This window comes from Micromonospora sp. M51 (assembly GCF_018070305.1).
GTDB lineage: Bacteria > Actinomycetota > Actinomycetes > Mycobacteriales > Micromonosporaceae > Micromonospora > Micromonospora parva.
On sequence record NZ_JAGPXZ010001434.1, the window covers coordinates 1 to 561 of the forward strand.

Consider the following 561-nt stretch of genomic DNA (forward strand, 5'->3'; position numbering starts at 1 on the left):
CGGGTCCGGACGGCGGCCGCGCTGTCCGCCCTACAGAGCGCGGCGGTGGCCGACGATGCCCGCGTGGCCCTGGTCGAGCTGGCCGGGCAGGCGATCGACCGACGCGCCTGACCGGCGACTTTCGATCAAATCGACGAAAGTTGATGCTGAACCGCCGGAAGATATAGACACATCGACACATGGGACTTAGTGTCGTGACCAACACGACAATGTTTCGTCGAGGTGAACCGGCGGCGCGGTAACCCATCGACCCCCACCACCGCTACGGCATCCGGCGCGACGGCGCGCGCCCGGCCTGGCAGTCACTCGTCAGGAAGGGGCAGCACAGATGTCCAAGAAGGATGTTCCCAGACAACGGTCCCGACGATGGTTCTCCGCCGGATCGGCACTGCTGCTCGCGGTCGCCGCCGGCACTGTCACACTCGCCGCCAGCTCGGCCCCCGCGCAGGCGCACACCATCGTCGCCAGCGACTTCCAGCAGGTCGAGTTGGCCCGCGGCGTGACCGACATGGGTGAGCCGATGTCCCTGGCGGTGCTGCCGGACCGCTCGGTCCTGCACAC

General features: G+C 67.9%; 1 protein-coding gene. It reads left to right on the plus strand.

The genetic code is table 11. The annotated features are described in order from the left end of the window. Positions 1–328: 328 nt before the first annotated feature. On the plus strand, positions 329–561 hold a 233-nt coding region (locus KBX53_RS35290), incomplete at its 3' end, for a hypothetical protein (RefSeq protein WP_210864069.1).